This is a genomic window from Comamonas suwonensis, from assembly GCF_012844455.2.
Taxonomy (GTDB): domain Bacteria; phylum Pseudomonadota; class Gammaproteobacteria; order Burkholderiales; family Burkholderiaceae_C; genus Comamonas; species Comamonas suwonensis.
Window position 1 is genome coordinate 209,074 of sequence record NZ_JABBCQ020000009.1, and the last position, 15,438, is coordinate 224,511.

General features: G+C 60.0%; 13 protein-coding genes. 6 read left to right on the top strand and 7 right to left on the bottom strand.

The window, feature by feature from the left end; all coding sequences use genetic code 11:
- Positions 1–114: 114 nt before the first annotated feature.
- From rsmD to HF327_RS12420, 3 genes are read right to left on the bottom strand one after another with little or no spacing between them, the layout of a single operon-like run.
- Positions 115–819 (bottom strand): 16S rRNA (guanine(966)-N(2))-methyltransferase RsmD, encoded by a 705-nt coding sequence (gene rsmD / locus HF327_RS12410; protein ID WP_169108513.1) that lies wholly within the window; start codon positions 817–819, stop codon positions 115–117.
- Positions 816–2,168 (bottom strand): M16 family metallopeptidase, encoded by a 1,353-nt coding sequence (locus HF327_RS12415; RefSeq protein ID WP_169108514.1) that lies wholly within the window; start codon positions 2,166–2,168, stop codon positions 816–818. The genes rsmD and HF327_RS12415 overlap by 4 nt, the downstream gene beginning before the upstream one ends.
- 17 nt (positions 2,169–2,185) lie before the next feature.
- The gene (locus tag HF327_RS12420) at positions 2,186–3,655 is read right to left on the bottom strand and encodes a M16 family metallopeptidase (protein ID WP_407927040.1); all 1,470 of its coding nucleotides are present in this window, start codon (positions 3,653–3,655) and stop codon (positions 2,186–2,188) included.
- Positions 3,656–3,683: 28 nt separating this feature from the next.
- On the opposite strand from HF327_RS12420, the gene ftsY reads away from it, so the two are divergent.
- Positions 3,684–4,847: a signal recognition particle-docking protein FtsY gene (gene ftsY / locus HF327_RS12425; protein ID WP_169108515.1), complete on the top strand. Its 1,164-nt coding sequence runs from the start codon at positions 3,684–3,686 to the stop codon at positions 4,845–4,847.
- 114 nt (positions 4,848–4,961) lie between these two features.
- Here the strand turns inward: ftsY and cutA are convergent, their stop codons facing one another.
- Positions 4,962–5,321 carry a divalent-cation tolerance protein CutA gene (gene cutA / locus HF327_RS12430; RefSeq protein ID WP_169108516.1) on the bottom strand — a complete coding sequence of 120 codons (360 nt, stop codon included), beginning with the start codon at positions 5,319–5,321 and terminating at the stop codon, positions 4,962–4,964.
- 42 nt (positions 5,322–5,363) lie between these two features.
- Entirely contained in the window at positions 5,364–6,368 is a 1,005-nt protein-coding gene (locus tag HF327_RS12435) for a 2-dehydropantoate 2-reductase (protein ID WP_169108517.1), read from the bottom strand.
- Between the two features lie 250 nt (positions 6,369–6,618).
- Between HF327_RS12435 and HF327_RS12440 the strand changes: the two genes are divergently transcribed.
- Complete coding sequence (locus HF327_RS12440) at positions 6,619–6,828, top strand: hypothetical protein (RefSeq protein WP_169108518.1); 210 nt, start codon at positions 6,619–6,621, stop codon at positions 6,826–6,828.
- A 111-nt stretch (positions 6,829–6,939) separates the two neighbouring features.
- Here HF327_RS12440 and HF327_RS12445 read toward each other — a convergent pair whose 3' ends face one another.
- Both HF327_RS12445 and HF327_RS12450 read right to left on the bottom strand, forming a co-directional pair.
- Entirely contained in the window at positions 6,940–9,225 is a 2,286-nt protein-coding gene (locus HF327_RS12445) for a xanthine dehydrogenase family protein molybdopterin-binding subunit (protein WP_169108519.1), read from the bottom strand.
- On the bottom strand, positions 9,225–9,692 hold the full coding sequence (locus tag HF327_RS12450) for a (2Fe-2S)-binding protein (protein WP_169108520.1): 468 nt from the start codon (positions 9,690–9,692) through the stop codon (positions 9,225–9,227). The genes HF327_RS12445 and HF327_RS12450 overlap by 1 nt, the downstream gene beginning before the upstream one ends.
- 367 nt (positions 9,693–10,059) lie before the next feature.
- Here HF327_RS12450 and HF327_RS12455 point away from each other — a divergent pair, with 367 nt between their 5' ends.
- The 4 genes from HF327_RS12455 to HF327_RS12470 all read left to right on the top strand — a co-directional run bounded on the left by HF327_RS12455 (position 10,060) and on the right by HF327_RS12470 (position 15,236).
- Positions 10,060–10,575, top strand: coding sequence for a sigma-70 family RNA polymerase sigma factor (locus HF327_RS12455; protein ID WP_169108540.1), 516 nt, complete (start codon positions 10,060–10,062; stop codon positions 10,573–10,575).
- A gap of 4 nt (positions 10,576–10,579) precedes the next feature.
- Entirely contained in the window at positions 10,580–11,593 is a 1,014-nt protein-coding gene (locus HF327_RS12460; RefSeq protein ID WP_169108521.1) for a FecR domain-containing protein, read from the top strand.
- A gap of 103 nt (positions 11,594–11,696) precedes the next feature.
- Positions 11,697–14,183 (top strand): TonB-dependent siderophore receptor, encoded by a 2,487-nt coding sequence (locus HF327_RS12465; protein WP_169108522.1) that lies wholly within the window; start codon positions 11,697–11,699, stop codon positions 14,181–14,183.
- A gap of 723 nt (positions 14,184–14,906) precedes the next feature.
- A complete protein-coding gene (locus tag HF327_RS12470) occupies positions 14,907–15,236 on the top strand; it encodes a helix-turn-helix domain-containing protein (protein ID WP_169108523.1) in 330 nt (109 codons plus the stop codon).
- Positions 15,237–15,438: the final 202 nt, after the last annotated feature.

Sequence of the window (15,438 nt, forward strand, 5' to 3'; positions counted from 1 at the left end):
AAGCATTATGCATGCAGCCTCAAAGTGCGCTGTTTTTGCATAAAAAAAGCTGCTAGCGCCTTACTTATCAGCGCTAACAGCTCTTATATCAATAGCAAATGAATGCTTTGACTTTTATTGCTTTTTGAGCAGGTGGGCGTGCACAGCACCCGCTTTCAGATAACGGTACAGCTCCAGCCCCATCTCCAGCAAGCGCTCTTCAGACCAGGCCTCGGGCGCTTCCAGATAGATGAAGCCGCCGTCATTCAGCGCAGCCATGGCCGCCTTGACGGAGGGCTCGAACAGGTCAACGCTCTCAAATGGCGGGTCAAGCAAGATCAGGTCTTGGCCAGCAGCCGTCTTCAGGCAGCTCAGGCCATCGCCACGCTGCACGCGCACCATCTTGGCGTCGAGCTTTTGCTGCAGACGCTGCAGCTGCTGCACCAGCGCCGGGTCTTGCTCGTTCATGATGACACTGGTGGCACCGCGCGAAGCGGCTTCAAAACCCAGAGCGCCCGTGCCAGCAAAGGCATCCAGACATTTCCAGTTGGTCAGATCCTGACCCAGCCAGTTGAACAGCGTCTCGCGCACGCGGTCAGGTGTGGGGCGCAAACCGGGCTTTTGCGCCACGGTCAGGCGCGTGCGGCGCCACTGGCCGCCGACGATGCGAATTTCTCCCGCCCCCGTACTCTTGCCAGTCGACGCGGCACCTTTGGCTGCGCCGGGGCGGCCGGGCTGGGTCGCGGCCAGCTCCTGGGCCTTGCGCTCGGCCTCGTTAATCATCTTGTCCAGTGCCTTGCGGCCTGCGGGGGTGTGTAGTTTGATGGCGCTGCGGCTCATGGCTTAGCTCCGAGGGTAATAGTCACCATACGCTCTGGTTGCACCATGCGCTGCATGGCGTCCTTCACGTCTTTGGTGGTGAGCGCCTGAACGCGGTCCGTCCAGTGCTCCAGATAATCAAGTGGCAAGCCGTTCCAGGCAATGTTCGAGACATTGCCCAGCAGCTTGCGGTTGCTGTCGATGCGCAGCGCGAAGCCGCCGACCAGATTATCCTTGGCTGCCTTCAACTCTTTCTCTGTCGGGCCTTCTGCGATGAATTTACGCAGCACATCCTGCGAAACCTTGAGTGCCTCGGCCGCTTGGTCTGGACGGGTCTGCAGGCTGATCACAAACGCACCGCGATCAAGACCGGGAGAGAAGTCACTGGAGACACCATAGGTTAGGCCACGCTTTTCACGCACCTCTTCCATCAGGCGCGAGGTGAAACCGCCGCCGCCCAGAATATGGTTGCCGACCATCACCGCCAAAAAGTCCGGGTTGTTGCGTGCGATGCCGGGCTGGCCGATCAGCACCTGGGCCTGAGCAGACTCAAATGGAATGCTCTCCACCTTGGCCTCCTTCAAATCCTGCACCTTGGCGACTGCAGGCAAAGGCGCACAGTCATTTCCATTGGTCGCTTGCAGTGGGCCCAGCAACTGCTTGACCATGGCATCGGCCTGCTCGCGGCTGACCGCCCCCACCACGCTGACCTTGGCACGACAGGCCTTGATCAGCTCTTTGTGAAAGGCTTGCATGGCCGAGACATCGATCTTGCTCAGGCTGTCGACCGTGGTCTGGTAACCATAGGGCGAGTTGCCGAACACATCCTTGCGAAAGGCCTTGGAGGCAATGGTGCCGGGGCGTGTATCGGATTCCTTGATCGATGCGCTCCAGCGTTCGCGGTCGCGCTGCCACACGGCATCGGGCCAGCTGGGCGCAGCCATCTGCCGTGCAGCCAGGGCCACGGCCTTTTGCTGCAGATTGGGCACGGTCAAGGTGCGCAGACCAAAGGTAAAGCTGTCGCGACCGGCACTCGCACCAAAGCTGGCCCCAAGATCGGCCCAGGCCTGACCCAGCGCATTTTCATCCAGCGCAGGCGCATCGCCAGCCGCCTTGATGCCCTTGGATGCCATCATGGCCACGGCAGCGGCCAGACCCGCCTGTCCTTGCGGGTCGCGGCGGCTGCCAGCATCAAAGTCCATCTGCACATCCACCATGGGAATGCCAGGACTTTGCACCAGCCAGACTTGCGCACCGCTGGGCTGGGTCCAGTGTTCAATCGGCAACAGCGCCCAGGCAGACTGAGTCAAAAAACCCATTCCAGCGCTTACAACCAAAGCGCCAGCAGCTATCTTTTTCATAGTTTTCATGTATTACTCCGCTGTGCTTAGTGCAGTGAATTACCCATGTCCGCCTTGCCCGACATGGGGCGCTGGGGCTTGCCACCTGCAGGCAGGGGCTGGGGATTCAGGGTGCCAATGGTGAGCTGGTCGTCGCCAAAATACTTGGCCGCCACGGCCTTGACCTCGTCCGAAGTCACTTTTTGCAACTCCGCCAGCAGCTTGTCTTCGGCATCCAGCGGCATGCCCTGAATCCAGTAACTGCCCAGGTTCTGGGCCTGACCCATGACCGAATCACGCTCATAGACGTTGGAGGCCATCCACTGAATCTTGACGCGCTTGAGTTCGTCCTCTTGCACGCCCTCGTCGGCCACCTTCTTGATCTGGGCACGCAGCGCGGCTTCCACATCCGCCACAGACTTGCCCTTGGCGGGCACGCCCGTCAGCATGAACAGGCTGGGGCCGCGGCCCATAATGTTCGCCGAGCTGCCAGCACTATCGGCCACGCGGCCATTGGCCTGGCCTTCGCCCTGCACCAGTGCGCGCTCCAGGCGCGCGCCGTCATAACCATCCAGCACGGCAGACAGCACCAGCAGCGCCAGCGCCTCTCTGTCCTCCACTCCCATCTTTTCCACGCTCTTCAAGCTGGGGGCGCGGTAAGCCATGGCGATAAAGGCCTGCTCTGCGGGCTGCTTGACCTCGATGCGGCGCACACCGATCTGCGTGGGTTCGGTCTGCGGCTTGCGCTGCGGCACAGCACGGGCAGGAGTGCTGCCGTAGTATTTCTCGGCCCAGGCGCGCACTTGGTTCACGTTCACATCACCCACGACAACCACGGCCGCATTGGCCGGCACATACCAGCGCTTGTGGAAGTCGCGGACATCGGCGGGAGTCATGGAATCCAGATCGCTCATCCAGCCCACCACGGGGCGGCGATAGGGCGAGGCCATGAAGGTGGCTGCCATCAACTGCTCCATGAGCATGGCACGCGGCTGGTCATCGGTGCGCATGCGGCGCTCTTCCTTGATGACCTCGATTTCCTTCTTGAACTCAGAATCAGGCCACAGGTTGTTGGCAAAGCGGTCAGACTCCAGCTTCATCACCTCTTCAAGGCGGTTGGACGGAATCTGCTGGTAATAGCCGGTGTAGTCGCGCCAGGTAAAAGCGTTCTCCTGACCGCCCAGTGCCGCCACGCGGCGCGAGAAATCGCCCGGCTTGACGGTTTTGGAGCCCTTGAACATCATGTGCTCCAGCGCATGGGCCACGCCCGTGGTGCCATCGACCTCGTCCATGGAGCCCACGCGCACCCAGACCATGTGCACCGCAGTCGGCGCGCGGCGGTCTGGCTGCACAATCAGCTGCATGCCGTTTTTCAGCGTGAACTGCTGCACCAGCGGTGCGGCTTCAGCGGTCGCGGCAGGCACAGGTTTCAACGATGCGCCCGGTGCAGCCAAAGCTGCCCCAGCGCTCAAACAGGCCATTAAGCCCAGTGCAGGGAGTGCGAGTACATGTTTCATAGAATGATGCGATTCTAAAAACCAGCCAATGTTCAGTTTTTTCAAGAAAAAGCCCAGCCCGCCCAATGCGGTGGAGCCCACGCCAGCTGCCCCGGCAGTTGCTGCGCCCGCTCCTGTTATCGAGTCCAAGCCCATCCCAAAGGATACGCCTGCGGTGCCTGCCGAGAGCGCCAACGCCTCGTGGTGGCGCAAGCCCTTTGGTGGCGGCGCTGACAAGCATACCGAAGTAGTCCCAGCCACTCAGGATTTTGTAGCAGCCCCCGAGCCTACCGCAAAGCCGCAAGCGGATAACTCCCGCCAAAGCTGGATGGAGCGCCTGAAGGCCGGCCTGCGCAAGACCGGCTCCAGCATCGCCACCGTCTTTACTGGCACGCAGATCAACGACGCACTTTATGAAGAGCTTGAAGATGCGCTGCTGATGGCAGACACCGGTGTCAAAGCCACCCAGCACCTGCTGGAAGACTTGAAGCGCCGCGTCAAGGACACCAAGACCACCGAGCCCGCCGCCGTCAAGGCGCTGCTGGCCGATGCCCTGACCGACCTGCTCAAGCCCCTTGAGAAGCAGCTGACCATTGGTGAGCACCAGCCCACCGTGGTCATGGTGGCCGGCGTCAACGGCGCGGGCAAGACCACCTCGATTGGCAAGCTGACCAAGCACCTGGCCGACAGCGACCAGACTGTGCTGCTGGCCGCCGCCGACACCTTCCGCGCTGCGGCGCGTGAGCAGTTGGGCGTATGGGCCAACCGCAACACCGTGGAAATCATCAGCCAGGAAGGGGGCGACCCCGCCGCCGTGAGTTTTGATGCCGTTTCCGCCGGCAAGGCGCGCAAAAAAGATGTGGTACTGGTCGATACCGCCGGTCGCCTGCCCACGCAGCTGCACCTGATGGAAGAGCTGCGCAAGATCAAGCGCGTGGTCAACAAGGCCGACGGCACTGCGCCGCACGAAGTGCTGCTGGTCATTGACGGCAACACCGGCCAGAACGCTCTGGCTCAGGTGCGCGCCTTTGACGATGCGCTGCAGCTGACCGGCCTGATCGTGACCAAGCTGGACGGCACCGCCAAGGGCGGCGTGCTGGCCGCGATTGCGCAGGAGCGCCCTATTCCCGTCTACTTCATCGGTGTGGGCGAGAAAATCGAAGACCTGGAAACCTTCAGCGCCCGCGAGTTCTCGCAGGCTCTGCTGTCCTGATCTGCAAGCCATTGATAGCTTGAAGCCCTTATCCTTGTGGGTTTCAAAGCGATTCAACACTAAAACCCATGAAGGGAGCGCACAAGGCGCTCCTTTTTTATAGGTATCTAGGGTTCAGGCCTGTACCTGCTGCTTGAGCCACTTGGCGTAGTCGCTCAGGCAGCGCTCGGTACGCATCGTAATTTGCGGCACTTCGTAGCTGTGCTGGTCGCGCATCAACTTGGTCAGCCGCTGCAAGGCCTCGGGCAGGGTCTTGCAGACCAGTCGCCACTCTGGCGATGACTGCAGCACCCCATCCCATTCGTAGTACGAAGTAATGCGCTCGGTCTGCACACAGGCCGCCGCCTTGGCCGCCACCAGTGCGCGCGCCATGTCTTCGGCCTCGCCAGAATGGCCCACGGTGGTGGTCACCACGCAGAGCGTGGCCCAATGGCTTTCGGGTGAAGACGCGGTCTTGGTAGATAGGGTGCTCATGCAGCCTAGTCTAGGCCCAAGAGCATTCCGACCCGCCAAGCGTTACAACGGATACAAACCCAGCTGCTGCGCACGCAGTCGGGTCAGCCCCAGCAGTGCATCGGTAAACGGCGTGGCAATACCGCACATGACGCCCATCTCGCGCACCGCGCCGACCAGTGCATCCAGCTCCACCGGCTTGCCGCCTTCCACATCCTGCAGCATGGAGGTCTTGAAGCCACCCAGCTTGAGCGTGACCTGATGGCGGTCCTGCGGCGAATCGCTGATCGGCAGGCCGATGCGGGCACCAACCTCTTTGGCCTCAAGCATCACGGCGGTGATGAAGTTGCGCACCAGCTCATCGCCCAGAATCCTGTCCGTCGTCGCACCAGTGATGGCACTGACGGGGTTCATGGTCATATTGCCCCAGAGCTTGTACCAAGCGTCGCGCTGGATGTTGCTGGAGACCTTGACCTCCAGCCCTCCCCCGCCTAACAGCCCGGCCAGCGCCAGCAGGCGCGGCGTAGGTTCGTCGCCAGGCAGCGCCATGGGCTCGCCCACGATGATGCTGTTGCCAAAATGGCGGCGTACCACGCCGGGCGCATCCAGCGAGCAGCTGGCATGCACGACTGAGCCAATCACCTGCGTCGTGGGAATGGCCTGCGCTATCTCACCCTGCGGGTCCACGGTCTTGAGCTGCAAGCCGCGCAGACTGGCGTCCACCCCGCCGGCCAGAAACCACCATGGCACGCCATTCATGGCTGTCAGCACCAGTGTCTGCGGGCCGATCAGCGGAGCAATCTGGCGCGCCACATCCGGCATGGCCGGGGCTTTGACAGCAATCACCACCACATCCTGCACACCCAGTGCGGCAGGGTCTGGCTGGGCATTGACGGCCACGGTCTCGCGCGCATCGCCATGCACCAGCGTCAAACCGTTTTGCTGCAAGGCGGCCAGCGTCTGGCCCCGCGCCACCGCGCTGAGTTCACACCCAGCCTTGGCCAGCGCCACACCCAGCCAGCCACCAATGGCACCCGCGCCAAAAATGCATACCTTGGTCAAATTCATCTCCACATCTCACTTTTAAGTTTTATCCGGGCGCAGCAATGACTCTCAAAACAAGAGCAGCTAGCGCTTGATGAGAAAGCGCTTGGGGCTTTTTTCATACTTAATTTTCACCGGGCGGGCGCATCTTTGCGCATTGTTGACACGTGAACATCAGTATCAACCCGAGAGAAACTGAGGGCCGTTGACAGCTGACAGACCCGCCAGCCGGGTGCCCGCTGCCTTGTGTTTTGTATTTTCAAGGACTGTCCTCATGAGTTCCAGCAACACCATCAACCTGACCGCCCAGATCACCACCCTGAGCACTGCGCTGCGCATCGTTCTCGATGCCAGCTCCAATGCCGCTCAGGTACGCGAGCAACTGGCCACCGCGCTGAACCAGTCCATTCATGACGCGCAGGAAGAAGGGATGTGGGACAACGCCAGCGGTGTCAAAACCATCAAGGCCGCATTACTGGGTTGATCTCCGTTGATCGTTTGATGCACGGATCACCAAATCCATGAAAAAAGCCGGCCGGGCCATTTGCCCGCCGGCTTTCTTTATCTAACCCTTAGGCCTCGCAGATCAGGTGACCTAGCGAATCGGAAGCGATCTCACTCGCTTGCCTGTGGCGGCAAAAATGGCATTGGCCAAGGCCGGAGCCACGGCAGGCAATGGGGGCTCGCCCACGCCGCCCAGCGGGACATCCATGCCGCCGCCCACCAGATGGGTGCGAATGGTCTGTGGCTGGTCGGCATGGCGCAGCACTTCATAGTCATGGAAGTTGCTTTGCTGCACACGCCCCTTGGCAAAGGTGATTTCGCTGCTCATCGCCAAACTCATGCCCATGATGACGCCACCCTCCAGCTGCGAGCGAATGCGCTCGGGGTTGATCTGCGGCCCGCAGTCCAGCGCGGTATCCACCGCAATCACTTTCACATTGCCTTTATCGTCGACTGCCGCTTCGACCACTACGGCGGAATAGCTCATAAAGCTGTAGCAGAAAGCCAGCCCGAGTCCATGGCCCTTGGGCAGTTTTCGGCCCCAACGCGCGCCACGTGTCGCCGCTTCAATCACAGCGCGCAGACGGCCTGTGTCATAAGGGTATAGCGTGGGCGATTCGGTGTAGTTCCAGCTATCGCTCAAGTCCTTTTCAGGATTGAGTTTGCGCGGCGGGCCAATCAGCTCCAGCGCGTATTGCTTGTGGTCTTTACCGGCACGATGGGCTAGCTCGGCGATAAAGCATTGCGCCGCAAATGCATGGGGAATGTTGTAGACCGAACGGAACCAGCCAATGCGGGTATGCGCCTCCACTTCGCCAGTCTCAATGCGCACATGGGGAATTTGGTAGGGCATGTTGATAGCCCCCATTCCCATTTCCATGCTGCTCTGGCCCTTGGCACCTTCCTGAAACAACGAGCTAATGCTGGGTGCTGCCGAACGGTGCAGCCAGGTCTGGGGCATGCCCTTGGCATCCAGCACGGACTCCAGATGATCAGCTGCCACTGCGTGATAGAAGTCGTGCTGAATATCATCGTCACGCGTCCACACCACTTTGACGGGCGTGCCCGGCATGGTCTTGGCAATCAGCGCTGCCTCAACCGCGAAGTCCGGTTTGGACTTGCGGCCAAAAGCGCCGCCCAGCAGCAGCACATTGACCGTGACTTGCTCAAGCTTCAAGCCAAGAGCTGCAGCCACCAGCTCTCTGGCAGCTTCCGGTGCCTGCACCGAAGTCCAGATTTCACAATGGCTTTTGTCAGCCGACAACAGCGCAGTGGCCGTAGGCGGCTCCATGGAGGCATGGGCCAAGTGCGGCACGTAGTAATCAGCCTTGACCAGAGCCTGGTTTCCCGCATTTTTAACAGCCGCCTCCAGATCACCGTTGCTGCGCAAAACCTTGCCCGGGCTGTTGGCTGACTTTTCCAGCTCCTTGCGGTATGCAGCCGAGTCATAACTGGCGTGCGGGCCCTCGTCCCAGTCCAGCACCAGCGCCTCGCGCCCCTTGGTGGCTGCCCAGGTATTGCGCGCCACCACAGCCACGCCGCCCAGCGGCTGAAATGCGGGCGCGCCCTTGTACGCAGGAATATCCACCAACGCCTTCACGCCGGGCACGGCCAGCGCCTTGTCTTTTTGAGCGCTGCGCAACTTGGCACCCAGCACCGCAGGTCGGGCCACCACGGCATAGACCATGCCGGGCAGATGCTTGTCTTGTCCATAAACGGCCTTGCCTCTGCCAATGTCCGCCAGATCGACCACCGCCAGCTTGCCCTTGCCGATGTAGCGGAAGTCCGCAGCTTTTTTGAGCCGCAACGCATCGCCCTTTGGTATCGGTTGCTTGGCCGCATCCGCCGCCAACTCGCCATAACCGAAGCGCTTGCCGGTGGCGGTATGAATCACCTCGTGCTGTACCGCCTTGACCTGCGCCACAGGAACGCCCCAACGGGCAGCAGCAGCGGCTTCCAGCATCTGGCGTGCGGCTGCGCCCACGCGGCGCATGGGGGCAAAGAAGTGGCGCACGCTGCGCGAGCCATCCACGTTCTGGTTACCGTATTTAGATTCAATGCCCTGCGCTTGAACCACGCTGACCTTGTCCCATCGCGCTTCCAGCTCATCAGCCACCACCATGGGCAGGCTGGTGCGCACTCCGGTGCCCATCTCGGCGCGGTGGGCAATGATGGTCACGGAGCCATCCGCCGCAATGCTGACAAAGACCAGCGGGTCATCGACCGTGCCGCCGGGCATGGAATCGGCACCGTATTTTTTAGCCTCTTGGGCATGGACCACGCCTTGCGCAGTGACCGCCAGACTGAAGACAAGACCCGCACTGCCCTGGAGCAGGATACGGCGTGAAATTTCAGGCGATGTTGCGATGTCTTGCATCATTTGGCTCCCTGCAGGCGTTGCGCTGCCAGCTTGATGGCCGCACGAATGCGCGGATAGGTGCCGCAGCGGCAGATGTTGCCGCTCATGGCCTCGTCAATCTGCTTGTCCGTAGGCTTTCCATTGGTCTTGAGCAAACCAACCGCAGACATGATCTGTCCGCCCTGGCAATAGCCGCACTGAGCCACACCCAGCTCCACCCATGCGGCCTGCACCACTTTGCCCACGCGGTCAGACTCCATGCTTTCGATGGTGGAAACCTTCTTGCCCTCGACCGCCGAAATCGGGGTGATGCAGGAGCGAATCGGCTGTCCGTCCAAATGAACGGTGCAGGCACCGCACAGCGCCATACCGCAACCGAACTTTGTGCCGCACAGGCCTAGCTCATCGCGCAAGACCCACAGCAAAGGGGTTTCCTGGGGCACATCGGCCGACTGCTTCTGGCCGTTGATCTGGAGATTCGTCATGAGGGCTTCTTTCTTGGTATGGGGTGGAATTTGATCACAGTCAAATCTGCACCCAGCATACAAACCCCTTGCCCCATCCGCCCAACCCTGGCGACAGCCTGTCAGACTGCGCAAGCCTGGGCACACCCAGAGTGAGAATAAAAAATACTTCAGCGCTTAGGCAAAATTCGCCAGAAGCTCCTTATTCGATAGTGCTCTCAGAAATATCAACAGCAACCAATCAGTGGCTTGGGCAGCAGACCACTTAATACCAAACACCTCCAGAAAACAACGATTGCAGTGATTCGTGGCGCTCTTATAGCCACAGCTATTTCAAATTCACCACCAATCAACAATAATTCTCATTCTCAAATAAAACAACAGTCGTATCTTGTCTCAGCTCTCCAACGCCGCGCCCGACTTAGCCACGGTCTATGGGGATCACCATTCCTGGCTTCTGGGATGGCTACGGCGCAAGCTAAGGGGCTCCGATCATGCAGCCGACCTGGCTCAAGACACGTTTGTGCGCCTGCTGTCGGCCCAGGCGGAGCAGCGGGCCCTGGTGCTGCGCGAGCCGCGCGCCTATCTCACGACGGTGGCGCGCAACCTGCTCATCAACCATGTACAGCGCCTGGCGCTGGAGCAGGCCTGGATGGATGCCATGGCGCAGCTGCCCCAGCCCATGGCGCCCTCCCCCGAGCAACAGCTGCTGATTCTAGAGACCCTCTACCAGATCGATGCCATGCTGAACGGCTTGCCACCCAAGGTCCGCGAGGCCTTTCTGCTGTCTCAATTGGATGGCCTGACCTATGCGCAGGTGGCCCTGCAACTGGGCGTCACGGATCGCACCGTCAAGCGCTATATGGCTCAGGCGTTCGCGCAGTGCATTCTTCTGGCGATTTGAGTCCATGACCTCAGCGCACCCTGCTTCAGAAATCGATCCCTGCGTGGCGCTGCAAGCGGCCGAGTGGCTGGTGCGGCTGCAAACTGAGGGGAATACTCCCACTCACCAAGCCGAGCTCTTGCGCTGGCGCTCCTCGGACCCGCGCCATGAAATAGCCTGGCAACGCGCGGAGCGGGTGCTTGGCAAGCTCAGTGCTGGCCGAGCTGGTGCCGATATCAGCGCCGACAACCGGCTGGGAGCCTTGAGCGCGGCCGCACTGCGCGAGTCCAGCCGCTCACAGCGGCGCATGGCCACTCGGCTGCTGGCCGCAGCCATTGTGGCGGGGCCCGTCGGCTACGCCAGCTGGCGCCTAGCGCCGTGGAACGAGTGGTCTGCCGATATGCGCACCGCAACCGGCGAGCGGCGCGAGACAAAACTGGCCGACGGCAGCATCATTCAGCTCGATACCGGCAGCGCTGTTGACTTGGCCTTCTCCTCGTCGGAGCGACGCCTGATTCTGCGCTCAGGCGCCGTCTGGATTCAGACGGCGACCGATAGCGCGCAGCGTCCTTTTCTGGTGCAGACCAGCGAAGGCACGGTTCGCGCACTGGGAACGCGCTACACCGTGCGCATGGACCCCAGATCCAGGGGCGCAGCAGCGCGCTCGCTGATTGCCGTGCAACACGGTGCCGTAGAGCTCCAACCTGCTAAAGGCGGCAGGGCTGTGCGTCTGGATGCGGGAAGCCAGACGCGTATGACGGCTGAACATATAGACTTGCCCGAGCCTGCCAGCCTTGCCGCCGACGGCTGGACACACGGCGTGCTGTATGCAGAAAAAACCCCGCTGGGCATCTTCGCCACCGAGCTCTCGCGCTACCGGCCCGGCATTGTGCGCTGCGATCCAGCGGTCGCGGCCTTGCCGGTCAGCGGTGCCTTTCAATTGCGCAATACCGATGAGGCCCTGATGGCTCTGGCAGCATCGCTGCCCGTGAAAATTCTGCAGCGCACCAGCTACTGGATCACCATAGGCCCGCGCTGAAATTTCCGATTTTTTCCGCCTTCCATGTCCCCTTTTGTCAGGACGCCGGTCATACCCATAAGACAAGCAATTCATCGGCGTTTCTTCAAAAGGATTCCACTCCATGGCCCCGGCACAGCGCATCTCTAGGCATACTTTCGCGACCTCCATCTCCCGTGCGGGATTCCGGCATAGTTCTCTGCAAGCCGCATTGATCTTGCTCCTGGGAGCGGCAGGTGCCAGCACCGTTCAGGCACAGCCTGTCTCCAGCGCCAGCAGCGCACAGGCTTTGCGTGAATACAGCATTCCCCAGGGGCCACTAAGCCAGGCCCTATCCCGTTTTGCAGGCGAATCGGGCGTGACACTGTCCGCAGGCTCAGCCTTGATGGGCGATATCCAGTCACCGGGCCTCCGCGGCAGATTCGCTGTGATCAGCGGCTTCGTCCAGCTGCTGCAAGGCACGGGACTCGAAGCGGTGCAGACCAGCCCTGGCATCTTTGTGCTGCGCAAAAGCAATATCTCGCTGCCTGCCGCAAGCGCCACGGCCCCCAGCCTGGCCGAAGTCTTGGTGACCGCACCTGCGGAAACCTCGACCTTTTCGGAAGACTCGGTCTCGTATGCGGCGCAGACCGTCACCATTGGCAAGAGCGCGCAAAGTTTGCGCGAGATTCCGCAGTCGGTGTCCGTGGTCACGCGCCAGATGCTGGAAGACCAGAACATCCAGAGCCTTGATGACGCCATGCGCACCGTGCCCGGCGTGACCGTGGAGCCCGGCAGTACCGGAGGCAACCACGGCAACTTCTATCTGCGTGGTTACGCCGTGGATACCGTGCAGATCGACGGTGTGAACACGCCGGCAAGCACTGGCAATGACTTGTCCACCGGATTCGGCATGGCCATCTACGACCGTATCGAAGTGCTGCGCGGCCCCGCCGGACTGTTCCAGGGAGCCGGCGATCCGGGAGGATCGATTAACCTGGTGCGCAAACGCCCCAAGGCAAAGGCGGAGTTCAACACCCAGCTGTCTGCCGGATCGTGGAACCGCTACTACGCCGAAGCCGACATGACCGGGCCGCTGAGCAAAGACGGACGCATCCGCGGCCGCTTGGTTACGGCCTATCAGGATCACGGCTCCTTCGTGGATCATGTGTACTCCAGAAAACCCCTGGTCTACGGCGTGGTGGAGGCCGATCTCACACCAGCCACCATGCTCACGGCCGGTGCGAGCTACCAAGAATACAAGGGCCGACCAGCATTCGGACTGCCAGCCTATCCCGACGGCAGACTGCTGGACATTCCGCGCTCCAGCTATCTGGACCCGATCTGGAACCACATTACCGAGCGCAACACCGAATACTTCGCCGAGCTGCAACACCGCCTGGACAATGGCGGGCAGGTCAAGCTCAGCGCCACCTATCGCGAGCAAGACGAGCCCTCGCGCCTGTTTGGCTGGTCGGATTGCGCCGCCGATCCTGCCACCGGCGACAGCTGCCTCATCAGCTGGGCCTACCGCAGCCACTGGAAGACGCATGGACTCGATGGCTTCATCAGCACCCCCTTCAGCGCCTTCGGTTCAGCCAACAACGAGCTGACCGTGGGAGCAGACTACCGCAAGGTACATAAGAATTTCCAGTACGGCGGAGGCAACGATGCGCCCATCAACATCTTCAACCCGGACAACAACGTCCCCCAACCGACCAACTACACGTTCTCCAACGGCAATGACAATCGCACAGAACAATATGGTATCTATGGACGTGCCAATCTGCGCCCGGCCAGCGGCGTGCTGCTCAGCATGGGCGGACGCATGAGCTGGTGGGACAACCATGCCGTCAACCGCAACGCCTATTTCAATCAGTTCTCGGAGAGCAACACCCGCATCAGCGGCAAGTTTACGCCCTATGCCGGCCTGGTACTGGACCTGAACGAACAGCTGTCCGCCTACGCCAGCTACACGCGCATTTTTGCGCCACAGACTGCCAACGATGCCGCAGGCAATACGCTGCGCCCGCGTGTCGGCCAACAGTTCGAAGCCGGCCTCAAGGGCGAGTGGCTGAACAAGCAACTCAACGGCCGTGCCGCCATCTTCCGCATGGAAGATACCAACCGCGCGATGACCGACCCCGCCAATCCGCTGTTCTCCGTCGCCTCCGGCAAAATGCGCAGCCAGGGCGTGGAAGCTGAGGTCAATGGCCGCATTGCGCCGGGATGGAATCTGTCTGTGGGCTATGCCTATACCCAGACCAAGACGCTGGAAGGCACGCCGGATGAAAAGGCCCAGCTCTACACCTTCATTGCCCCACGCCACAATTTCAATCTGTGGACCCGTTACCAGTTCGGTGCAGGCGCTCTCGAAGGCTTCAGCGTGGGTGCAGGCCTGCGCAGCACCAGCCGCATGTACCGCCTCAACGGTGACGTGAAATTCTCCCAGGGCCCAGTCACCACGGCGGCACTGCAGATCGGCTACCGCTTTAACAAGAACCTGGATGCCACGCTGACCGTCAACAACTTGTTCGACAAGGTCTACTACCAGCGCGTGTGGGCCGCTTACGGATCCAACTACTTTGGCGATCCGCGCAATGTGATGGTGACTCTGCGCGGGAAGTTCTAAGGCATCCAGGCTCCGCCACGCGCTGGCACTGTGTCAACACGTTGGAGTCGGACAGAGTGTTTCGGCAAGCCGCTTCAAGAGCAAGAGGTGGCTTGCCTGTCCTAAGAACCGTGGTCCAGCCTAGATGGCGAGCAACAGCCTCTGCAAACGGCTGGGAGTTCCACATTTAAGCGCAGGCCAAAGCTATTGCAGCTCACGACCAGGCTGAGCACCCTCGCTCCCCTGCTTGGCAGGCGTTGTTGCACAAATGCCGTCCTCAGCTAGCGTAGGCTGGGGAGATGAGTGAGACGAGCTGGGGTCGGCGCAAATTGGTCACAGACAATAAAGTTCTGTTTCTTGCTGCCTCGATGCGGCGACTGCGTGAATGAGCCAAGAGACAAATGTCTTGTCCCAGAAAAAGCCAAGCTTCTGTTGCCAATGCCAATAAAGTTCTGTCCTGCGTAAGCAAGACAACTCGAACTGAGGACTCAGACCACTACTCCACAGTTACCAACGACGTGAGAGGCGCATGCCTTTAGTCATCCCATTTGCTATTTGCAATGGATTTATCCGCACAGTGGGCTGGAAGTTCGTGAGTGAAAGGGAAAATTTTGCAAAATTTCCCCTTTCAACTAGGACACAAGTACTAAGTAGGCATTCTCTTTATTGAGACTCTATAATTTCCTTTAAATGGTAAAGATACAGCTTCATTACCATTTAAAGGAAATTTCAGCCACATAGCTTATGAAAAAATCGTCCGACACCGCGATGTTCCCCCTTGAGGCAGAAGATGCCGTACTGCTCATGGGTAAAAAGATACGAATGGCCCGTCGTATCCGCGAGATGACTCAGCAACACCTTGCCGATGGCACTGAGATGTCTTTGAACACTGTCGTAAAGATGGAGGCCGGCCACCCTGGTGTGCAATTTGGCTTCTACCTGAAGGCTCTCTGGGCCTTAGATCTCATTGACGACTTCACCAGCCAACTGAGGAATGTAGGCATTAACGAAACTGAGTTCTCTCTGGTCGAGTCAAACCTACCTAAAACCGTGCGCAAAAAATTAAAACGTTAAGCGAGGCTACGAAACCTGTGTGGATCTGGCTACCTGGGAAAGCAAATGACTAAAGGCAACAGTTCACTGAAGGAGATTCACGACTAATCTTCATGTCGCATGCATGTCAAGAATTCGGGAGTGACGTCTCTGTCATGTTGAACATGATTTATTTGAAGCCACTCCCCACGTGTAGCAAGAGCATCTAAATTTGAAGCTGGAG